The organism is Pseudomonas sp. R1-1 (genome assembly GCF_051132135.1).
Taxonomy (GTDB): Bacteria; Pseudomonadota; Gammaproteobacteria; order Pseudomonadales; family Pseudomonadaceae; genus Aquipseudomonas.
The window spans coordinates 628,975-650,315 of the sequence record NZ_CP071663.1 but is presented as its reverse complement, the minus strand read 5'-3'; the positions used below and the strand labels follow the sequence as shown (position 1 = coordinate 650,315).

Annotated in this window: 17 protein-coding genes; 11 read left to right on the top strand and 6 right to left on the bottom strand. The window is 60.6% G+C overall.

The features are described from left to right. Positions 1 to 191 precede the first annotated feature (191 nt). The 10 genes from J3P75_RS02980 (at position 192) to J3P75_RS02935 (ending at position 11,110) form a co-directional block, all read left to right on the top strand. The gene (locus J3P75_RS02980) at positions 192 to 653 is read left to right on the top strand and encodes an Lrp/AsnC family transcriptional regulator (protein WP_042606694.1); all 462 of its coding nucleotides are present in this window, start codon (positions 192 to 194) and stop codon (positions 651 to 653) included. 222 nt (positions 654 to 875) lie between these two features. After that, positions 876 to 2,558, top strand: a complete 1,683-nt coding sequence (locus J3P75_RS02975; protein ID WP_434709293.1) for a flavin monoamine oxidase family protein — start codon at positions 876 to 878, stop codon at positions 2,556 to 2,558. 12 nt (positions 2,559 to 2,570) lie between these two features. Further along, complete coding sequence (locus J3P75_RS02970) at positions 2,571 to 3,365, top strand: carbon-nitrogen hydrolase family protein (RefSeq protein WP_434709292.1); 795 nt, start codon at positions 2,571 to 2,573, stop codon at positions 3,363 to 3,365. Positions 3,366 to 3,403: 38 nt separating this feature from the next. Next, entirely contained in the window at positions 3,404 to 5,818 is a 2,415-nt protein-coding gene (gene pqqF, locus J3P75_RS02965; protein WP_434709291.1) for a pyrroloquinoline quinone biosynthesis protein PqqF, read from the top strand. Between the two features lie 156 nt (positions 5,819 to 5,974). Then, positions 5,975 to 6,049, top strand: a complete 75-nt coding sequence (gene pqqA, locus J3P75_RS02960) for a pyrroloquinoline quinone precursor peptide PqqA (RefSeq protein ID WP_003444522.1) — start codon at positions 5,975 to 5,977, stop codon at positions 6,047 to 6,049. Between the two features lie 81 nt (positions 6,050 to 6,130). Next, positions 6,131 to 7,042 carry a pyrroloquinoline quinone biosynthesis protein PqqB gene (gene pqqB / locus J3P75_RS02955; protein WP_434709290.1) on the top strand — a complete coding sequence of 304 codons (912 nt, stop codon included), beginning with the start codon at positions 6,131 to 6,133 and terminating at the stop codon, positions 7,040 to 7,042. 134 nt (positions 7,043 to 7,176) lie between these two features. Next, entirely contained in the window at positions 7,177 to 7,929 is a 753-nt protein-coding gene (pqqC, locus tag J3P75_RS02950; protein WP_434709288.1) for a pyrroloquinoline-quinone synthase PqqC, read from the top strand. Further along, positions 7,926 to 8,201, top strand: coding sequence for a pyrroloquinoline quinone biosynthesis peptide chaperone PqqD (gene pqqD, locus J3P75_RS02945; RefSeq protein WP_434709286.1), 276 nt, complete (start codon positions 7,926 to 7,928; stop codon positions 8,199 to 8,201). The genes pqqC and pqqD overlap by 4 nt, the downstream gene beginning before the upstream one ends. Then, positions 8,194 to 9,333 carry a pyrroloquinoline quinone biosynthesis protein PqqE gene (gene pqqE / locus J3P75_RS02940; RefSeq protein ID WP_434711200.1) on the top strand — a complete coding sequence of 380 codons (1,140 nt, stop codon included), beginning with the start codon at positions 8,194 to 8,196 and terminating at the stop codon, positions 9,331 to 9,333. The genes pqqD and pqqE overlap by 8 nt, the downstream gene beginning before the upstream one ends. Then, on the top strand, positions 9,299 to 11,110 hold the full coding sequence (locus tag J3P75_RS02935) for a prolyl oligopeptidase family serine peptidase (RefSeq protein ID WP_434709285.1): 1,812 nt from the start codon (positions 9,299 to 9,301) through the stop codon (positions 11,108 to 11,110). The genes pqqE and J3P75_RS02935 overlap by 35 nt, the downstream gene beginning before the upstream one ends. A gap of 116 nt (positions 11,111 to 11,226) precedes the next feature. On the opposite strand, the gene J3P75_RS02930 is transcribed toward J3P75_RS02935, so the two are convergent. Together J3P75_RS02930 and J3P75_RS02925 are read right to left on the bottom strand one after the other, a co-directional pair. Further along, positions 11,227 to 11,385, bottom strand: a complete 159-nt coding sequence (locus J3P75_RS02930; RefSeq protein WP_003228885.1) for a YqaE/Pmp3 family membrane protein — start codon at positions 11,383 to 11,385, stop codon at positions 11,227 to 11,229. 195 nt (positions 11,386 to 11,580) lie between these two features. Beyond that, a complete protein-coding gene (locus tag J3P75_RS02925) occupies positions 11,581 to 12,864 on the bottom strand; it encodes an aspartate aminotransferase family protein (protein WP_434709284.1) in 1,284 nt (427 codons plus the stop codon). Positions 12,865 to 13,033: 169 nt separating this feature from the next. Here J3P75_RS02925 and J3P75_RS02920 point away from each other — a divergent pair, with 169 nt between their 5' ends. After that, positions 13,034 to 13,948, top strand: a complete 915-nt coding sequence (locus J3P75_RS02920) for a LysR family transcriptional regulator (protein WP_434709283.1) — start codon at positions 13,034 to 13,036, stop codon at positions 13,946 to 13,948. Positions 13,949 to 14,175: 227 nt separating this feature from the next. Here the strand turns inward: J3P75_RS02920 and J3P75_RS02915 are convergent, their stop codons facing one another. From J3P75_RS02915 to J3P75_RS02900, 4 genes are all read right to left on the bottom strand, one after another. Next, positions 14,176 to 15,954: an acyl-CoA dehydrogenase C-terminal domain-containing protein gene (locus J3P75_RS02915; RefSeq protein ID WP_434709282.1), complete on the bottom strand. Its 1,779-nt coding sequence runs from the start codon at positions 15,952 to 15,954 to the stop codon at positions 14,176 to 14,178. Between the two features lie 183 nt (positions 15,955 to 16,137). Continuing rightward, positions 16,138 to 17,934, bottom strand: coding sequence for an acyl-CoA dehydrogenase C-terminal domain-containing protein (locus tag J3P75_RS02910; RefSeq protein ID WP_434709281.1), 1,797 nt, complete (start codon positions 17,932 to 17,934; stop codon positions 16,138 to 16,140). 90 nt (positions 17,935 to 18,024) lie between these two features. Continuing rightward, positions 18,025 to 19,314: a GGDEF domain-containing protein gene (locus tag J3P75_RS02905; protein ID WP_434709280.1), complete on the bottom strand. Its 1,290-nt coding sequence runs from the start codon at positions 19,312 to 19,314 to the stop codon at positions 18,025 to 18,027. A 191-nt stretch (positions 19,315 to 19,505) separates the two neighbouring features. Further along, positions 19,506 to 21,311, bottom strand: coding sequence for a phenylacyl-CoA dehydrogenase (locus tag J3P75_RS02900; RefSeq protein ID WP_332764761.1), 1,806 nt, complete (start codon positions 21,309 to 21,311; stop codon positions 19,506 to 19,508). Between the last annotated feature and the right edge of the window lie 30 nt (positions 21,312 to 21,341).

Genomic DNA, 21,341 nt, shown 5'->3' with positions numbered 1-21,341 from the left:
GGCAGCAGATTTCGCGCTCTTGCGGCATTCTTGACAAACAGGCAGGGCAAGTCAAATCAAATATGCGATGTTTTGTTTCAGCGCAGGGATAACGCTCACCCCGCGGCTGACTGTTTAACCACAGCCCGCAGCATGCCGCTGACAGTGTCTGTAACATGCGCAATTCCTACCTGCTAACCATGGAGCCCCCTTTGCCCGACACCCGCCCCCCCACCCTCGACGAAATCGACCGCCAGCTGATCGCCGCCCTGCAAATCAACGCCCGTGAAAGCGTGGCCATGCTCGCCCGGCAGCTAGGCATCGCGCGTACCACGGTGACCTCACGATTGGCGCGGCTGGAAAAAGCCAAAGTGATCACCGGTTATGGCGTGCGCTTGGGTCAGCGTGTGGTTGATGGCGGGCTGCAGGCGTATGTCGGGATCAAGGTGCAGCCGCGGTCCGGCAAGGATGTATTGCGTCGCTTGAGTGCGATGGCGCAGGTGCAGCAGTTGTGTGCGGTGAGTGGCGAGTTTGATTATGTGGCGTGGTTGCGGACCGATTCGCCGGAGCAACTGGATCAGTTGCTGGATCAGATCGGCAGTGTCGACGGGGTCGAGAAGACTACGACTTCGATCATTTTGAGTAGCAAGATTGATCGCGGGCAGCCGGTTTGAATTTTTCCCACTGGGTTCTCGGCTAGATGTGCAGGCCTCTTTGCGGGCAAGCCCGCTCCCACAGTGATCGATGTGAAGCCCAGAATCGTCGTTCTGCACAGATTAATAGCAAAACGACGACACATTGCGTCTTATTAACGTGTTCCATGCTCCCTAGAATGGCTGCCATCTTTTCCTATACTCAGACGCGCATTCCGCGTCGGGTCGCCAGCAAGGTCAGCCATGAACAAGAACAATCGCCATCCTGCAGACGGTAAGAAACCAGTCACCATTTTCGGTCCGGACTTTCCGTTCGCCTTTGACGATTGGATCGAACATCCGGCCGGTCTGGGCAGTATTCCCGAGCACCATCACGGCGCTGAAGTGGCGATTGTCGGCGCTGGTATTGCCGGTCTGGTGGCTGCGTACGAACTGATGAAACTCGGCTTGAAACCCGTGGTGTACGAGGCGTCGAAGCTGGGTGGCCGTTTGCGCTCGCAAGCCTTCAACGGTACCGACGCCATCGTTGCTGAACTCGGCGGCATGCGCTTTCCGGTTTCATCCACGGCGTTCTATCACTACGTCGACAAACTCGGCCTCGAAACCAAGCCTTTCCCCAACCCGTTGACCGGCGCCTCCGGCAGCACCGTGATCGACCTCGAAGGCGAAACCTATTACGCAGAAAGCCTGAAGGATCTTCCCCCATTGTTTCAGGAAGTGGCCGACGCCTGGGCTGATGCGCTGGAGGCCGGTTCGCAGTTCTCCGATATCCAGCAAGCCATCCGTGACCGCGATGTGCCGCGCCTCAAAGAGCTGTGGAACAAGCTCGTGCCGCTGTGGGACGACCGGACCTTCTACGACTTTGTCGCGACCTCGAAAGCCTTCGCCAAATTGTCGTTCCAGCACCGCGAGGTCTTCGGTCAGGTCGGTTTCGGTACCGGCGGCTGGGACTCGGACTTCCCCAACTCGATGCTGGAAATTTTCCGTGTGGTGATGACCAACTGCGACGATCACCAGCACCTGGTGGTTGGCGGTGTCGAGCAAGTGCCGCAAGGCATCTGGCGGCATGTGCCGGAGCGTTGCGCACACTGGCCCGCAGGCACAAGCCTGAAGTCCTTGCACCGTGGCGCGCCGCGTTCCGGTGTGAAGAAAATTGCCCATGCACCGGAAGGCCGTTTCGCGGTCACCGACAACAACGGCGACACCCGCGAATACGCCGCCGTGCTGACCACTTGCCAGAGCTGGCTGCTGACCACCCAGATCGAGTGCGACGAAACCCTGTTTTCGCAGAAGATGTGGATGGCGCTGGACCGCACGCGCTATATGCAGTCGTCGAAAACCTTCGTGATGGTCGACCGGCCGTTCTGGAAGGACAAGGACCCGGAAACCGGTCGCGACCTGATGAGCATGACCCTCACCGATCGCCTGACCCGTGGCACCTACCTGTTCGATAACGGCGACGACAAGCCTGGGGTGATCTGCCTGTCGTATTCGTGGATGAGCGACGCATTGAAAATGCTTCCACATCCGGTGGAAAAGCGTGTTGAGCTGGCGTTGAACGCGTTGAAGAAGATCTACCCGAAAGTCGACATCGCCGCACGTATCATCGGCGACCCGATCACCGTGTCGTGGGAAGCCGACCCTTATTTCCTTGGCGCCTTCAAAGGCGCCCTGCCCGGCCATTACCGCTACAACCAGCGCATGTACGCGCACTTCATGCAGGGCGAGATGCCGGCCGAACAGCGCGGCATCTTCATTGCCGGTGACGACGTGTCGTGGACGCCGGCCTGGGTCGAAGGTGCGGTGCAGACTTCGCTTAATGCGGTGTGGGGGATCATGAAGCATTTCGGCGGTTCGACACATAAAGCGAACCCGGGCCCGGGTGATGTGTTCAAAGACATCGGCCCTATCGCCCTGCCCGAGTAAGAGGATTCTTCGATGCGTGTAGCCCTTTACCAATGCCCGCCGCTGCCACTGGAGCCCGCCGCCAACCTGCACCGCTTGCACCGGGTGGCGATGGAAGCCAAGGGCTCGGACCTGCTGGTGCTGCCGGAAATGTTCATGACCGGCTACAACATTGGTGCCGAAGCGGTCAGCACCCTGGCCGAGGTCTACAACGGTGAATGGGCGCAACAGATCGGCCGGATTGCCAAGGCTGCGGGCATGGCGATCGTTTACGGTTATCCCGAGCGCACCGCGGACGGGCAGATTTACAACGCCGTGCAGTTGATCGACTCGACAGGCGAGCGCTTGGCCAATTACCGCAAGTCGCATCTGTTCGGCGACCTCGACCGGTCGATGTTCAGTCCGGGAGAGGCGGATTTGCCGGTGGTCGAGCTGAACGGCTGGAAGCTCGGCTTTCTCATCTGTTACGACCTCGAGTTTCCGGAAAACGCCCGCCGTCTGGCGCTCGCTGGCGCCGAGTTGATCGTGGCGCCGACAGCCAACATGATTCCGTTCGATTTCGTTGCCGATGTCACCGTGCGTTCGCGCGCGTTCGAAAACCAGTGCTACGTGGCCTACGCCAATTACTGCGGTCACGAAGGCGATATCCAGTATTGCGGACAAAGCAGCATTGCTGCACCGGACGGTAGCCGCATCGCCCTGGCCGGTCTCGACGAAGCGCTGATTGTCGGCGAGCTGGATCGTCAGTTGATGAACGACTCGAGGGCCGCCAATCGCTACCTCAGCGATCGCCGCCCCGAACTTTACGCCGCGCTGAACCAGCGCTAATCCGCTAGCATTGGCACTTCACTGTTCTGGAAGTGCCCATGCCTGCGCCGACTCCCCCCCGCCCCCACACTGAAACTCTGGCCAACGGCTTACGCGTGACCCTGCGTCATGTGCCCGGCCTCAAGCGTAGCGCTGCCGTGTTGCGTGTGGCGGCCGGCAGCCACGACGTGCCGCTGGCGTGGCCAGGTCTGGCGCATTTTCTCGAACATTTGCTGTTTCTCGGGACCGAGCGGTTTCCGGCAACCGAAGGGCTGATGGCCTACGTGCAGGGCCACGGCGGCCAAGTGAACGCCAGCACCCGCGAACGCACCACCGACTTCTTCTTCGAGCTGCCTGTGCGATCTTTCAGCGGCGGGCTGGAGCGTCTGTCAGACATGCTCGCGCATCCGCGTATGAATCTGGACGATCAATTGCGCGAACGTGAAGTGCTGCAGGCGGAATATGTCGCCTGGTCGCAGGATCCGACAGCGCAAAAGCAGCTTGCCCTGTACGAAGGTTTACCGGCAGAACACCCGCTGCGGGGTTTTCATGCCGGCAATCGCGACAGCCTGAAAGTCGAACTGCCGGCGTTTCAACAGGCGTTGAGAGAGTTTCATCAGCGCTTTTATCGCACCGGGCAAATGACATTGAGTCTGACCGGGCCGCAACGCCTGGAACAGTTGCGCGTGCTGGCCGAACAGTTCGCCGCTGCGTTACCGGCTGGGGATAAAGTTGCGCAGGCAGCGCCTGTGCCGTTGGCGGTGAAAAGTTATCAACAGGTCGACGGGCCGCACGGCAATTTGCTGTTTGCGTTCGACGCATTGCCGCAACTTTCTGTGGAAGCCTTGGCGTTTCTTTGCCATTGGCTCAATAGCGCCAAGCCCGGTGGATTACTGGCGTATTTGCAGCAGCACAATCTCGCTGAGGGTTTGAAGGCGCTGCCGCTTTATCATTTCGACGGGCAGGCGCTGCTGCATCTGCACTTCAACGCGGGTGCCGAATCGCTGAAGATGATTCGCCAACATTTGCGGGACTGGCTGAGCTTCTTCGCGCAACAGGACTGGGCGCCGCTGCGCGAGGAATATGCTGCCGCGCAGCAACGGCAGCAGCAAACCAGTGGTGCGCTGCAACTGGCGCGGCTGGACAGTGAACAGATGCAAAACGGCCTGCCTGATCGCGCCGCTGAAGCACTGAAAAACATTCTGCGCGAACTCGGTGCTGTGGATAACTTCAGCCCACACTGGCGCTTGCCAGCCGCCAACCCCTTCCTGCGTGCCAACGAGCCGTTGGCCAACGCCGGACTGATTCGCGGCCAGACCAGCGCGCACCGCGGCCTGCGCACGTTCGCTCAGGACCGCTCGCGCGGGCGCCGCGAACGCTCGCCGATGCAGTTCAGCCAGGCAGTGCCGGGTAACGGTGATGAAGGCGCGATTTATCTGCGTTGGCAGGTCGACGCCCCCGCCAGCGTTGACCTGCAAGCGCGGCTGCAGGGCAGCCTTCAGCTGATCCGGCAAGATTCCAGCAAGGCCGGGGTCGAGACGTCGTTCAGCGCAACAGGCAACCAATGGCTGCTGAAACTGACCGGCCTGCAAGAGCCCATGCCCAGCGTGCTGGAGCATGCGCTGAAATGTCTGACATCAGTCTCAGCCGATTCTCCGCGTGGCGAGCCGGAATCGCCGCTGATGCCGATCCGCCAATTGCTCAAGGCCTTGCCGGAGAGTTGCCTGGAGCCTGTCGGCGCGTCTGATGACGCTGCGCATCTGTGGACAACTGCACGGTGGGACGGCTTCGCGCTAGGGTTCAACCCGCAAAGTCAATCTGCGATGGGCCTGGCCTTGAGCCGCATCCCCGGCCAACCGGACCATCAGCTGTCTGCGCCTTGCGCCATCAACGGTCGGCGCCTTTGGCAGCACATCGACACGGCATCCAGCGAACACGCCGTGCTACTGTTTTGCCCTAGCGCCAGCCAGGACGTGGCCGATGAAGCCGCCTGGCGCTTGCTCGCTCAATTGCTGCAGACGCCGTTCTATCAGCGCCTGCGCGTCGAGCTTCAACTGGGCTACGCGGTGTTCAGCGCATTGCGTCAGGTCCATGGCCGCGTCGCGCTGGTGTTTGGCGTGCAGTCGCCCAACGTGAAGCCTGACGCACTGCTTGAGCACATCCACCAGTTCCTCAACGGCCTTCCAGCGCTGATTGAACAACTGGATGATGCCAGTCTCTGCCAGCATCGGCGGAGCCTCGCCGATCAATTCGATGCGGCTGAAATCGACTTCAAAGAAGCGGCCGAGCTGGCCTGGCAGGCCCGGCTCGCCGGCCATTCGTCGGATTACCTTGAGCGGTTAGTCGCCACCATTGCTGCACTGGACCGTTCGACACTCCTCAGTGCCGCGCAGCGCCTGCTCGACGCCGAAGGCGGCTGGCTCTGCCTCGCCAGCGCTCCGGCTCCTGCCGCTCCCTGGCAAGCGACGAAGTGATCATTACCGAGGCTGCAAGGAGCTTTCTCAAAGATTCACGGGTCATCGCGTTGAAATTTTGAGTAACATAGCCGCCTAACTAATTGGAACATCACCGCGCTGCCGTGGACTATACCTATGGATAGCGCTATCCCAACCCACAGAAGGAGACATCTCATGGCCTGGACCAAACCTGCTTACACCGACCTGCGTATCGGCTTCGAAGTCACCATGTACTTCGCCAGCCGCTGAGTTCTGCTTACGCAGAATCGCAGTGCAACGCCTCGGCTCGCCGGGGCGTTTTATTTTCCGCGTTGAAATGATGGAGCGTTCATGTTCGTCCAGATTCTGGGTTCGGCCGCCGGTGGCGGTTTTCCGCAGTGGAACTGCAACTGCGCCAATTGCGCCGGCTTTCGCGACGGCAGCCTGAATGCCAAGGCCCGCACCCAATCGTCCATCGCCATTTCCGATGATGGCGTGAACTGGGTGTTGTGCAACGCCTCGCCGGACATCCGCGCGCAATTGCAAAGCTTTGCCCCGATGCAACCGGGCCGCGCCCTGCGTGACACCGGCATCAGCGCGATCATTCTGATGGACAGCCAGATCGACCACACCACCGGCCTGCTCAGCCTGCGCGAAGGCTGCCCGCATCCGGTCTGGTGCACGGACATGGTTCACGAAGACCTGAGCACCGGTTTCCCGCTGTTCAAAATGCTCAGCCACTGGAACGGCGGGCTGGACTGGAACCGCATCGAACTCGATCAGAGCTTCACGGTAGCGTCGTGCCCGAACCTGCGCTTCACTCCCCTGCCTTTGCGCAGTGCGGCACCTCCGTACTCGCCACACCGATTCGACCCGCATCCGGGCGACAACATCGGTTTGATCGTCGAAGACCTCAACACCGGCGGCAAATTGTTCTACGCGCCGGGCCTGGGCAAAGTGGACGCGCCATTGCTGGAGATCATGGCCGGCAGCGACTGCCTGCTGGTCGACGGTACGCTGTGGGACGACGACGAAATGCAGCGTCGTGGCGTCGGCACCCGCACCGGTCGCGAGATGGGCCATCTGGCGCAGAACGGCCCTGGCGGCATGCTCGAAGTGCTGGAACAGCTTCCCGAGCAACGCAAAGTCCTTATTCATATCAACAACACCAACCCGATTCTTGACGAGGATTCGCCCGAGCGCGCAGAACTCACGCGGCGCAATGTTGAAGTGGCATTTGATGGCATGAGTATTGTGCTGTAGCTGTTGACCCCATCGCTGGCCAGCCAGCTCCCACAGGTCTTGTGAACACCGCAAACCTTGTGGGAGCTGGCTTGCCAGCGATGGCGTCCTGGCAGACAACACAGAATCCAACGGTTGTTCCCCGGAGAACCGCAATGACCGACACCCCGCTGTCCCCCGCCGATTTCGAAGCGGCCCTGCGCGCCAAAGGCGCCTATTACCACATCTACCACCCCTACCATGTGGCGATGTACGAAGGCCGCGCCACGCGCGAGCAGATTCAGGGCTGGGTCGCTAACCGCTTCTATTATCAGGTGAACATTCCCCTGAAAGACGCGGCGATTCTCGCCAATTGCCCGGATCGGGAAATCCGCCGCGAGTGGATTCAGCGCCTGCTCGACCACGACGGCGCTCCCGGCGAAGACGGCGGCATCGAAGCCTGGCTGCGTCTCGGCCAAGCGGTCGGCCTCGACCCGGACCAACTGCGCTCGCAAGAACTGGTGCTGCCCGGCGTGCGTTTCGCCGTCGACGCGTACGTCAACTTCGCCCGCCGCGCCAGTTGGCAGGAAGCCGCCAGCAGTTCGCTGACCGAACTGTTCGCACCGCAGATCCACCAGTCGCGCCTCGACAGCTGGCCGCAACATTACCCGTGGATCGATCCGGCCGGTTATGAATACTTCCGCACCCGCCTCGGTCAGGCGCGGCGGGATGTCGAACACGGTCTGGCGATCACGCTCGAACACTACAAGACCCGTGAAGGCCAGGAGCGCATGCTGGAAATTCTCCAGTTCAAACTGGACATTCTTTGGAGCATGCTCGATGCCATGAGCATGGCCTACGAACTGAACCGTCCGCCGTATCACAACGTCACTGATCAACGGGTCTGGCATAAAGGAATCAGCTTATGAGTTTCGACCGCAGCAAAGTCCCGAGCTGGCGTCCCGGCTACCGCTTCCAGTACGAACCGGCACAAAAAGGCCACGTGCTGCTGTACCCGGAAGGCATGATCAAGCTCAACGACACCGCCGCGCTGATCGGCGGTTTGATTGACGGCCAACGCGATGTAGCGGCAATCATCGCCGAACTCGACAAGCAGTTCCCCGGCGTGCCGGAACTCGGTGACGACATCGAGCAATTCATGGAGGTTGCCCGTGAGCAACACTGGCTCACCCTTGGCTGATCTGCCGGCCAAACCTGAAGTCGGCCTGCCGCTGTGGCTGCTCGCCGAGCTGACCTACCGCTGCCCGTTGCAATGCCCGTATTGCTCCAATCCGCTGGATTTCGCTGAGCAGGGCAAAGAGCTGACGACCGAACAGTGGATCAAGGTGTTCCGCGAAGCGCGGGAGATGGGCGCGGCGCAACTGGGCTTTTCCGGTGGTGAGCCGCTGGTGCGTCAGGATCTGGCCGAGCTGATTCACGAAGCGCGGCAGCTGGGTTTCTACACCAACCTGATCACCTCCGGCATCGGCCTGACCGAGCGGAAAATCAGCGACTTCAAGAAGGCCGGGCTCGATCACATCCAGATCAGTTTCCAGGCCAGCGACGAGCAAGTGAACAACCTGCTCGCCGGCTCGAAAAAAGCTTTCGCACAGAAGCTGGAAATGGCTCGCGCGGTGAAAGCCCATGGTTACCCGATGGTGCTGAACTTCGTTACTCATCGGCACAACATCGACAAGATCGACCGCATCATTGAGCTGTGCATTGCGCTGGAGGCCGACTTTGTCGAGCTCGCCACCTGCCAGTTCTATGGCTGGGCGCAGCTCAATCGCGTAGGCCTGTTGCCAACCCAAGAGCAACTGGTGCGCGCCGAACGCATCACCAACGAATACCGGGCGAAGCTGGAAGCCGAAGGGCACCCGTGCAAGCTGATTTTCGTCACCCCGGATTACTACGAAGAACGCCCGAAAGCCTGCATGAACGGCTGGGGCAGTATCTTTTTGACGGTGACACCGGACGGCACCGCCCTGCCCTGCCACGGCGCGCGTCAATTGCCGGTGCAGTTCCCCAATGTGCGCGATCACAGCATGCAGCACATCTGGTACGACTCGTTCGGTTTCAATCGTTTCCGCGGTTACGACTGGATGCCCGAGCCGTGCCGCTCGTGCGACGAGAAGGAAAAGGACTTTGGCGGTTGCCGCTGCCAGGCATTCATGCTCACCGGTGATGCGAGCAACGCCGACCCTGTGTGCAGCAAATCCGAACATCACGGCGTGATCCTCAAGGCCCGCGAAGAAGCCGAGAGCGCCACGCATACCATCGAACAACTGGCCTTTCGCAATGAACGAAACTCACGCATCATCGCCAAGGGCTGAGCCCTTCAGCGCCGCGCAAGCCGTCGCCGCCGGCGTCGATTTCGCCGAATTGCAGCTCGGCGCCAACGGCTTGTTCTGGAATGAATATCGCCCACAGGATGCGGCATGCCGGATCTGGCACTGGCGCGATGGCGTGGCGCAATGTCTGACGCCGGATGGCTTCAGCGTGCGCAGCCGCGTGTACGAATATGGCGGTGGTGCGTTTTGTCTGACGCCTGACGGGGTGGTTTTCGTCAACGAGGCGGACCAGCAGGTGTATCGGCAAAACCTCAATGGTGCGCCTGAAGCACTGACCTCCGGCGATTGCCGCTTTGGTGATTTGCAGTATGCGTTCGGCCAGATCCTGGCGGTTGAGGAGCAGCGCGATCAACATCGATTGGTGGCGGTTGATCTGGCTGATGGTGTTCGGCACGTATTGGCTGAGGGCGCAGACTTTTATGCGTCGCCCCTGTTGAGCCCGGACGGCCAACGCCTGGCGTGGATCGAGTGGAGCCGACCGCATCAGCCGTGGACCTCAACCCGGTTGATGACCGCCCAGCGCTTGCCCGATGGCGGATTCGCTTCGCCGCGCTGCGTGGCTGGCGATGACATTGAAGAGTCGATTCAACAACCGCGCTTCGATGACGAGGGTCGCCTGTATTTCCTGACCGATCGCGGTGGATTCTGGCAACCGTGGGCGGAAACTGTCGACGGTCTGGAATCATTGCCGGCCGCACTGGCCGATCATGCGCCGGCTCCGTGGCAGCTCGGTGGCTGCACCTGGCTGCCGCTTGGCGATGCTTTCCTGGCCAATTGGAGCGAAGGCGGTTTCGGTCGCCTTACTCTTGGCGAAGTAGATTTCACTGGCGACTACAGCCGCTTCCGTCATCTGGCCGCAGATCAGCAAAACATCTACTGCATTGCTGCCTCGCCGATCAGCCCCTCGGCGATCATTGCCATTGATCGAGCGACGCACGAAGTCACCGTGTTGGCCGGTGGCACAGCACCGTTGCCCGCCGAACGCATCAGCCGTCCGCAAACCCTGCGTTATCCAAGCGGTTCAGGTGAGGCGCACGGTTTCTTTTACCCGGCCATGGGCGGCGAGACCAGGCCGCCGCTGGTGGTGTTTATCCATGGCGGCCCGACATCGGCCTGCTACCCGATGCTCGACCCGCGTATCCAGTACTGGACGCAGCGCGGTTTTGCGGTCGCCGATCTCAACTATCGCGGCAGCAGCGGTTACGGCCGGCAATATCGCCAGGCTTTGCATTTGCGCTGGGGTGAATTGGATGTCGAGGATGCGTGCAACGTCGTCGCGTATCTCGCCGACCAAGGCTTGATCGACGGGCAGCGCGCGTTCATCCGGGGCGGCAGCGCGGGCGGCTACACCACATTGTGTGCGCTGGCGTTCAAGCAAGTATTCCGCGCCGGGGCGAGTTTGTACGGTGTCAGCGACCCGGTGGCATTGGGCCGGGCAACGCACAAGTTCGAAGGCGACTATCTCGACTGGCTGATCGGCGATCCCGAGCGGGACGCCGAACGCTATGCCGCTCGCACACCGTTGCTTCACGCAGACAATATCAGCGTGCCGGTGATTTTCTTTCAGGGTGAACTGGACGCTGTGGTCGTGCCGCAGCAGACCCGTGACATGGTCGCCGCACTTGAACGCAACGGCATTCCGGTCGAAGCCCATTACTATCCCGATGAACGCCACGGCTTCCGCCGCGCCACCAATCAGGCGCATGCGCTGGACCAGGAGTGGCAGTTTTATCGGCGGGTGATGGGGTTTGCAGACTGAAATCCGGGGTTGCCCGAATCGCTAGCAGGCTAGCTCCCACAAGGTTTCGTGAGCGCCACAAATCCAGTGTGGGAGCTAGCCTGCTAGCGATGGCGGTCTATAGGCTGACGCTGAACTCAGCGCTTGGCGATGATATACACCGCATGCACGATCCCCGGAATGTACCCGCACAGCGTCAGCAGAATGTTCAACCAGAACGCCCCGCCGAACCCGACCTGCAGAAACACACCCAGTGGCGGCAACAGAATAGCGATGATGATGCGAATAAAGTCCATGGGGCAGCTCCTGAATGGGGGTTGGCTCACTTGAGCCATACAAGCTAATCGACCTGCGCCGTTCGTCAGGGTTCAGTGCTTCTGCCATTTCATCGCCACCACCCACAAAAAAACGCCCCACGCCAAAAAGGAATCAGGCGTGGGGCGTGCGTTATACCGCGAGACGGTTCTGGAAATCGGATAGGAAAAGTCAGCTCAAACGGCAATCCCTTTACGGCACTGCAACTGTGCGGTGCGCACTCGGGAGAACGCGCGGCCCAGGCGCAGGAGCATTTCGTCGATGTTGGTTTTGCTCACAGTCAGGGCCGGGGTGAAACGCAGGCAGTTGGCTTGCGGGGCGTTGAGCAGCAGGCCTTCGTGCAGGGCCGCATGGACTACGGCGTTGGCGCAATCATCTGACAGCGTCAGCCCGTAGAACAAGCCTTGGCCGCGCAGGTCGCCGTGCCCGTAGCGGTGTGCCAATCGGGCCAGGCCTTCGCGCAGGTGCTGGCCGTTTTCTCTGACCTGAGCGAGAAAGCTGCGGTCCTGCACGCTGTCGAGTACGACCAGGCCCGCCGCTGTCATCAAGGCGTTGCCGTGATGCGTCCCGCCCAACTCACCCGCGTCGAAACAACAAGCCTTGCCCCGCGCCAGCAACGCCGCCAAAGGGACACCGCCGCCGAGGCCTTTGCCGAGCACGACGATATCGGCGCGCACGCCGTAGGACTGTTCGGCGAGCATGCTGCCGCAGCGGCCAATGCCGGTTTGCACTTCGTCGAGGATCAGCAGAATGCCCAAGTCACGGCACAGGCGTTCGACGCCTTTGAGGTAGTGCTCGCTGGCCGGAAATACCCCGGCATCGCTCTGGATCGGTTCGAGCATGATCGCCACCGTTTGCGCATCGACGGCCGCATGCAGCGCCGGCAAATCGTTGAACGGCACCTGATCGAAACCCGGCAGCAACGGCGCGAAACGGTTCGCCAGGTTGCAGCTGTCCGAGGCGGAGATCGTCGCCAGGCTCCGGCCATGACAGCCCTGTTTGGCGACGATGATCCGCGAAGCACCGGCACGATGTAGTTGTCCCCATTTGCGCGCCAGTTTGATCGCCGCTTCACAGGCCTCGCTGCCGCTGTTGAGCAGATAGGCCTGATCGCTGCCGGTGCTGGCACACAGACGCTCGGCGAGGCTGAGCATGCCGCGATTGTGCAGGTTGAAACCGGGGTTGATCAGCGCCTGCGCCTGGTTGGCGATGGCTTTGACCAGTGCCGACGGGCTGTGCCCGAGACTGTTCGCGCCGCCGGCCTGGGAAAAGTCGAGGTAGGCGCGGTCATGGCTGTCCCACAACCAGGAACCCTGCCCGCGAACAAACACTTGCTGTGGACGCTGGACGCTGGGCATCAGACGCTCGGCGCTAAGGTCACCGTCAGCCTCGGTTGCGCAGTTGCCCATAACGAGGTCATCGAGATCCGGCGCCTGGCGCCGAAGATTGAACAGATTCATTGAAAAACACCTCGCTCGAGGTGTTTTGAACTGCCTATGCAAACCCTGTCGAAGCGAACGCTGATCATTGCGCTTTCTGACCCTGCAAGCCTTGTGAATGCGGTTAGACTAGGCTCACCGAAGGCTCCGGGCCATTTCGATTTACCAGCCATTTCGATAAGCGTTACTTATGGATTTCAAACAACTGCGTTATTTCGTCGCGGTCTACGAAGAGGGTCATGTCGGCCGCGCTGCCGAACGCCTGTCGATCTCACAACCGGCGCTGTCGCAACAGATTCGCCAGCTCGAACGGAACCTCGACGTCACCTTGTTCGAGCGCAGCAGCAAGCGCCTGCTGCCGACGCTTGCCGCGCACACCTTGTACAACCACGCCTTGCCGCTGCTCGACGGTTTGCAACGGGCGCGCGAAGCGCTGGGCAACTTCAAGGGTCAGGCGTTGCGCACGCTGGCAATCGGCGTATTGCAGACAGTGCACACCAGCCTGGTGCCGCAAATGCTTGAACGGGTGCGCAAGGCGCAACCGCATCTGGTGGTGCAGATCTACGAGCTGACGGGACTGGAAATCGAACGGCGCTTGCTCAATGGTTCGCTGGACATCGGCATCAGCTATCTGCCCCCGCGCCAACCGGGTCTGCACGGCGTGATGCTTTACGAAGATGAACTGACCCTGGTGGTTCCGGCAGACCATCCGTTGCGCGAATTCAAGAAAGTCTCGATGCGCCAGGCTGCCGAGTTGCCGATGTTGCTGCTGGGTGAGGAATTTCAGATTCGCCAGATCTGGCAGGCGCAACTGGCCAGCCTCGGTCGGCGCCCGCAGGTACAGGCCGAACTGAACAATATGGTGGGGATTCTCGACAGCCTGCCGCACACCCGATTGGCGACGGTGCTGCCGGGGCAATCCCAGCGGCAGTACGACGATGAGGATCTGCTGTGGAAACCGCTGAGCGAGCCACGGGTGCCGCTGAAGGTCGGCCTGGTGTGTCGCGATGTGCAACGCCAGCAGGCATCACTCACGCTGCTGCGCGGTTTGCTCGAAGAAGTGCTGGAACGCGAAGTGAAACCGGCGCTGGATCCGCTGGCCTGAAAACTTTTCTTCAGGCAAAAGAAAACCCCGCCGAAGCGGGGCTTTGCAGACTGTTTCCCTGACATCCATTTCACTCCGCCACCCTGGCAGAATCCTACGTGTCCGTGTTGTTGCTTTGCGCTTCCTGCGCGACGTCCATGAAATGTAGATTAGCCGTGGATCCAATTGGCGACTATGGGAGAACAGCAGCACGTCATGTAAGCGAATGCTTACATGACGCTAATGCATCAGAATTGAGCGGCATCCAGCAGGAACAACGACTCGCTGCCGGCCTTCACTGACGCGCTCAACGAGTGGATACGCGGCAGAAGACGGGCGAAATAGAAGCGTGCGGTGCCCAACTTGCTCGCGTAGAAATCTTCCTGCGCTTCTTTGCCCAGCGCGGCCCTGGCCATCAGTGCCCACATGTAGGCGTACGCCGTGTAACCGAATGCTTGCAAATATTCGACAGAGGCCGCGCCGATTTCGTTCGGATTATTTTTCGCTCGGTCCAGCAACCATGAAGTCAGCTCGTCCAGGGTATCGACTGCGTCGTTCAAAGGCTTGGTGAATTCACCCAGATCGGCGCTCGCGGTAGCAGTGAAATGGCGGATCTCATCGGCGAACAATTGATAGAACGCACCGCCGCTGCCGACGATCTTGCGCCCGACCAGGTCCAGCGCCTGGATGCCGTTGGTGCCTTCGTAGATCTGCGTGATGCGCACGTCACGCACCAGCTGTTCCTGGCCCCACTCGCGGATGTAGCCATGGCCGCCGAAGATCTGCTGGCCATGCACGGTGGTTTCCAGACCCAGATCGGTAAGAAACGCCTTGGCTACCGGCGTCAGCAGTGCGACCAGATCTTCCGCACGTTTGCGCGTCGCCGGGTCTTCGCTGAACTTGGCGGTGTCGAGTTGCATCGCCACATACGTGGAGAACGCCCGGCCGCCTTCGTTCGAGGCTTTCATGGTCAGCAGCATGCGTCGCACGTCAGGGTGAACGATGATCGGATCAGCGACCTTATCCTTGTTCTGCGCGCCGGTCGGCGAACGGCTTTGCAGACGATCGCGGGCGTATTCAACCGCGTTCTGATACGAACGCTCGCCGGTCGCCAGCCCCTGAATACCGACGCCCAGACGTTCGTAATTCATCATGGTGAACATCGCGGCGAGGCCTTTGTTCGGCTCGCCGACCAGATAGCCCACGGCTTCGTCGAAGTTCATCACGCAGGTCGCGGACGCCTGGATGCCCATCTTGTGTTCGATCGAACCGCAGTTGGCCGGGTTGCGCGCGCCGAGGCTGCCATCGGCATTGACCATGAACTTCGGCACCAGGAACAGGGAGATGCCCTTCGGGCCCGCCGGGGCGTCCGGCAGCTTGGCCAGCACCAGGTGGATGATGTTCTCGGTGAGGTCGTGTTCGCCGCCGGTGATGAAGATTTTGGTGCCGCTGACCTTGTAGGAACCGTCGGCCTGTGGCTCGGCCTTGGTGCGAATAATCCCCAGGTCGGTGCCGGCGTGCGGTTCGGTCAGGCACATGGAGCCGGCCCAAATCCCCGCGTACATGTTCGGCAGATACGCCGCTTTCAGCTCTTCGCTGGCGTGGGCGTTGATCGACAGGCAGGCGCCGGCGGTCAGCATCGGATACAGACCGAACGCCAGGCTGGCGGAGTTGACCATTTCTTCAACCTGAGCCGATACGGCCTTGGGCATGCCCATGCCGCCATAAGCCGGATCACCGCCGACGCCGACCCAACCACCTTCGGCATAAGTCTGATAAGCCTCGGGGAAACCGGCCGGCGTGGTCACGGCACCGTCGGCCCAGTGACAACCTTCTTCGTCAGCGGCGCGGCTCAGCGGGGCGATGCTTTTGCTGGTGACCTTGCCGGCTTCTTCGAGAATCGCTTCAACGGTTTCGGCGTCGACGGTCTCGGCCAGCGCCGGCAGTTCGGCCCAGAGTTTGGCGACTTCGAACACTTCATTGAGGACGAAGCGCATATCGCGCAGCGGCGCTTTGTAGTCGGCCATGGCAAACCTCGCAGGATCTGGAATAGGTGATTCGTGGAATGATGTTTTCTGTGAGCCGGAGTGTACCTCAACAACTTTTCCGACACATAGGGTCAGGCCATGACTGATTTGTTATTTTTAGTCATCGACAGATATCCAAAAAAGAAGCCCGCAATCAGCGGGCTCTTTTTCTGCCGCCAACCCTTAGAGCGCGAACAGCTCCGCCGGCAATTTCATCAGACAATCGCTACCCGCCTCGATCGCCGCGCGATGTGCAGCGGTGCGTGGCAGCAGGCGTTTGAAGTAAAACTCGGCCGTCGCCAGTTTGCCGCGCAGGAAATCCGCCTCGCCTGTGCCCGCGTCCAGTTGCGCCTGCGCCACCAGGGCCATGCGCAACCACAGATAGCCTAGAATGATGTATCCGCTGTACATCAGATAATCGACGGATGCCGCGCCGACTTCGTCGGGATTTTTCATCGCGGCCATGCCGACCTTCAGGGTCAGATCGCCCCACTGCTGATTCAACTCATTGAGCTGCGCAACGAAAGCGCCCAACTGCGCATGCTCGGCGTTGGCGGCGCAGAACTTGTGAACGATTTTGGTGAAGCCGCGCAGCAACTTGCCCTGGCTGCCGAGCACCTTGCGCCCGAGCAGGTCCAGCGCCTGAATGCCGTTGGTGCCTTCGTAGATCGGCGCGATGCGGCAGTCACGCACCAGTTGCTCCATGCCCCATTCGCGAATGAACCCATGGCCACCAAACACCTGCATACCGTGGTTGGTCACTTCCAGCCCGGTGTCGGTCATGAACGCTTTGCAGATCGGCGTGAGAAACGCCAACAGGTCTTCGGCGTCCTGACGCGCCTCGGCGTCGCTGCTCACATGCGCGCTATCGAGGAGCTGGGCGGTGAAATAAGTCAGTGCCCGATTGCCTTCGTTGAAGGCTTTCATGGTCAGCAGCATGCGCCGTACGTCCGGGTGGACGATGATCGGATCGGCGGCTTTGTCCGGCGCTTTCGCGCCGGTCAGCGAGCGCATCTGCAAGCGGTCGTTGGCGTACTTGATCGCACCCTGAAAGCTTGCCTCGCCCAGACACAAACCCTGCATGCCAGTGCCGAGGCGTGCGTGGTTCATCATGGTGAACATGCAGTTCAGGCCCTTGTTCGGCTCGCCGATCAGAAAACCTTTGGCGCCGTCGAAATTCAACACGCAGGTGGCCGAGGCCTTGATGCCCATCTTGTGTTCGATCGAACCGCAGGAAACGCCGTTGCGCTCGCCCGCTTCGCCTTCCGCATCGGGCAAAAACTTCGGCACGATGAACAGCGAGATGCCCTTGGTCCCGGCCGGCGCATCCGGCAGCTTGGCCAGCACCAGATGAACGATGTTGTCGCTCATGTCGTGCTCGCCGGCGGAGATGAAAATCTTGCTGCCGGTGATCGCGTAGCTGCCGTCGGCCTGTGGCACGGCGCGGGTCTTGATGATGCCCAGATCGGTGCCGCAATGCGCTTCGGTCAGGCACATGGTGCCAGTCCATTGCCCGGCGGTGAGTTTGCTCAGGTAGGTGTTTTTCTGTTCGCTACTGCCGTGGGCATGGATCGCCGACATGGCGCCGTGGGTCAGGCCCGGGTACATGCCCCAGGATGTGTTGCTGGAGCCGACCATCTCGCTGATCACCAGCCCCAGCGAACTCGGCAGGCCCTGGCCGCCATAGGTCGGATCCGCAGCCAGACCGTGCCAACCGCCCTCCACGTATTGTGCGAAGGCTTGCTTGAAGCCTGTAGGCGTTGTCACCACACCGTTATCGAAATGGCAGCCCTCTTCGTCACCGCTGCGGTTGAGCGGTGCGAGCACGTTCTCACAGAACTTCGCGCCCTCCTCAAGAATCGCGTTGATCATGTCAGGACTGGCGTCATGGGCGCCGAGGGCGGCGTAGTTGCTGTGAAAGTCGAAGACGTGGTCGATCAGAAAGCGCATGTCGCGCAAGGGAGCTTTGTACTCAGGCATGGTGGCTTCTCCGTCAGCAGATCGATTCAACCTACTGCCGGCCACCCCACCCGACAATCATTGTGCAGGCGCTGAATGCGCCGTCATCACTCAACCCGCAGCGGTGTCCATGCGCACCGCGCCACGGCGATTCTGCCCGAACGCCATCACGCAGTTACGCCCGGCGCCCTTGGCGCTGTACAGCGCCTGGTCGGCGGACTTGAGCACTTCTTCCGGCGTGCGTTGTTCCAGCCGTTCGGCGACGCCGATACTCACAGTGACCGACACTGCGGACGCTCCTGACCCTGCGCGGCGCTGACGACCTTGCAGGTCATCCTGCGGGCGGTTTTCCTGGTTGCGCAATTGAATGCTGTAGGACGCAATCGACTCGCGGATCACCTCCAGGTGCGGCATGCATTCCTCGAGGGTCTTGCCGGCAAACACCAAGGCAAATTCCTCACCGCCATAGCGATATGCCCTACCGCCACCGCTGATTTTCGACAGCTTGCTGGCGACCAGACGCAAGACCTGGTCACCGACGTCGTGGCCGTGGGTGTCGTTGAATTTCTTGAAATGGTCGACGTCGCTCATCGCCAACACATAGTTGCGTCCCAGGCGCTGCATGCGTTCGTTGAGCGCACGACGGCCCGGCAGACCGGTGAGCTCATCGCGAAAGGCCATTTGATAAGCCTCGTGCGCAACGGCGGCGGCAATCATCAACATCACCTGACTGCACATGATGTTCAGGGTAAACGGCAGGATGAAGGTTTTCGGCAGCATCCAGAACACGCCGAGCAAGCCGACCAGTTGCGCCGCGTGCAGCGGGCGCGGGTGGCACCAGTACTGCCAGGCCAGCAGCAGGAACGACAAGATGAACACCGGATAGGACAGCTGGATCAGGCTCATCCATGCCCCGTGCAGCGCCGGCCAACGGATTTCCGACAACCACATCAGCAGCGCCTGGGGATAACTCTGCTCCAGCCCCAGTGCCACGCTGCCGAAGGCCAGCAGCACGGCAAAGCGCGCGACCATGTCCTGAAACAGGTGCGTACGTTCCTGCCACGCCGCAAACAGGCCGAACAACAGCGGCAACAGCAGACACACCAGATGAAACACCACCGCAGCGTCTTCACGGACCTTGCCGTTGTCGCGGTAATAATCGGTCTGGGTATCGAGCAAGAAGTAGGCGATGTACACGGTGAGCATCAGAAACAGCTCACGCTGGCGTCGGTAAACCGCGCAATACGCACCGCCCAGCAGCAACACCAGAGTTGGCAGCACGTTGAACAGCGAAGTGAAGAACACACTGAGGTCTTTGACGTACGCAGCCGCCAACCCCGCCAGCAACAATAGCAGTGAGGGGAGGAAGTGACTGAAACGTACAGCGGAAGAACGCGGCAAGGGTAAAGCTCCGACCCGTCATGGCAAAGAGATAGCATTGTGCCTGCAATGTGCTCGTTTAAGCACTCACAATGTGATCCAGATCACATGCTGTCTCTGTAACGGCAGAAGCCCTGACTATCTGAGCGAATCGGCAATAAAAAAACCGCTGCCCCTCAGAGGGCAGCGGTTTCAGCGGACAGCGGCAGGACTTAGTAGCCCAGCGCGAAGTCTTCTTCTTTCATGTCCATCAGGTTGTTGGCGCCCGACAGCATAGTGGCCACGTGGGTGCGGGTACGCGGCAGGATGCGCTGGAAGTAGAAGCGCGCGGTCTGCAGTTTGGCGGTGTAGAACGCCGCGTCGCCAGTGCCTTCTGCCAGCTTCTCGGCAGCCAGGCGTGCCATGTCGGCCCAGAAATACGCCAGGCAGGCATAACCGGAGTACATCAGGTAATCCACGGAGGCCGCGCCGACTTCTTCGCGATCTTTCATGGCGGCCATACCAACCTTCATGGTCAGCTCGCCCCATTCCTTGTTCAGGGCAGCCAACGGTGCGACGAATTCCTTGACGGCTTCGTTGCCTTCGTTGTTCTGGCAGAACTTGTGGACGATCTTGGTGAAACCCTTGAGGGCTTCGCCTTGAGTCATCAGCACTTTACGGCCCAGCAGGTCGAGGGCCTGGATACCGGTGGTGCCTTCGTACAGCATCGAAATGCGGCTGTCGCGAACGTTCTGCTCCATGCCCCACTCAGCGATAAAACCGTGACCGCCGTAGATTTGCACGCCGTGGTTGGCGGCTTCGAAACCGACTTCGGTCATGAAAGCTTTGGCAATCGGCGTCATGAACGCCAGCAGTGCGTCGGCTTTCTTTTTCTCTTCTTCGTCGACGCCGTATTTGACGATGTCGACCTGTTTGGCGGTGAAGTACACCATCGCCCGATTGCCTTCGGCGAAGGCTTTCATGGTCAGCAGCATGCGACGTACGTCCGGGTGGACGATGATCGGGTCAGCAGCTTTGTCCGGCGCTTTCGGGCCAGTCAGCGAGCGCATTTGCAGGCGATCGCGAGCGTATTTCAGGCCGCCCTGGAAACCGATCTCGGCGTGGGCCAGACCTTGCAGCGCGGTACCCAGACGTGCGGTGTTCATAAAGGTGAACATGCAGTTCAGACCTTTGTTCGCCGGGCCGATCAGGTAACCGGTGGCGCCGTCGAAGTTCATCACGCACGTGGCGTTGCCATGGATGCCCATCTTGTGTTCCAGCGAACCGCAGGTCACTGCGTTGCGTGCACCGACGGTGCCATCAGCATTCGGCATGAACTTGGGAACGATGAACAGCGAGATGCCTTTGGTGCCAGCCGGTGCGTCCGGCAGGCGGGCCAGTACGATGTGGACGATGTTATCGGCCATGTCGTGTTCGCCGGCGGAGATGAAGATCTTGGTGCCGGAGACTTTGTAGGAACCGTCGGCCTGTGGTTCGGCCTTGGTGCGCAGCATGCCCAGGTCGGTGCCGCAGTGCGGTTCGGTCAGGCACATGGTGCCAGTCCATTCGCCGGAGACCAGCTTGGTCAGATAGGCGTCCTGCTGCTCAGGGGTGCCGTGCTCGGAAATGGTGTTCATCGCGCCGTGCGACAGCCCCGGGTACATGCCCCACGACCAGTTGGCCTCACCAACCATTTCGCTGACTGCCAGACCCAACGACTCCGGCAGGCCTTGACCGCCATGCGCCACGTCGTGAGCCAGGCTTGGCCAGCCACCTTCGACGAATTGCTTGTAAGCCTCTTTGAAGCCGGTCGGGGTTTTCACGCCGGACTCGCTCCAGGTGCAACCTTCAAGGTCGCCCACGCGGTTCAGCGGTGCCAGTACCTGCTCACAAAACTTGGCGCCTTCTTCGAGAATGGCGTCAACCATGTCCGGAGTTGCGTCTGCGCAAGCCGGAAGGCTCTGATAGTGCGCTTCGTAGCCGAGCAGTTCGTCACGAACGAAGCGAATATCACGCAAGGGGGCCTTGTAGTCAGGCATAGCGATAAACCTCTGCTGATGTAACCGGGA